Genomic DNA, 528 nt, shown 5'->3' on the forward strand with positions numbered 1-528 from the left:
AATCTACAGTCTCTTCATCAAGACCATCAATTTCTAAAAATTCAGACGCTGGTACATACGCCACTTCTTCAAGTGTCGAGAAACCTTCGTTGATAAGTAATGATGCAAACTCATCATCAATTTCTAAATTTTCAGTGAATAAGTTAAGTAACTTATCAGATTCAGCTTCATTTTTAGTACGCATGTCTTCAACAGTCATTACGTTTAGTTCCCAGCCAGTTAATTGGCTTGCTAAACGAACATTCTGACCATTACGACCAATTGCTTGCGCTAGGTTATCTGCTTCTACAGCGATATCCATTGAGTGAGTGTCTTCATCCATTACGATTGAAGCAACTTCTGCTGGCGCCATTGCATTGATAACAAATTGTGCTGGGTTGTCATCGTAAAGTACGATGTCAACACGTTCGCCACCAAGCTCAGACGATACAGCTTGAACTCGTGCGCCACGCATACCAACACATGCACCAATTGGATCAATGCGTTTGTCGTTAGATTTCACGGCGATTTTAGCTCGAGAGCCAGGAT

The 528-nt window shown here is 41.5% G+C and carries 1 protein-coding gene; it reads right to left on the reverse strand.

The genetic code is table 11. The annotated features are described in order from the left end of the window. Nucleotides 1–528: transcription termination/antitermination protein NusA (locus I6E61_RS14045; RefSeq protein WP_197135309.1), on the reverse strand; the 528-nt coding region annotated here is incomplete at both ends.

Source organism: Psychrobacter sp. NZS113, assembly GCF_015864825.1.
Taxonomy (GTDB): Bacteria; Pseudomonadota; Gammaproteobacteria; order Pseudomonadales; family Moraxellaceae; genus Psychrobacter.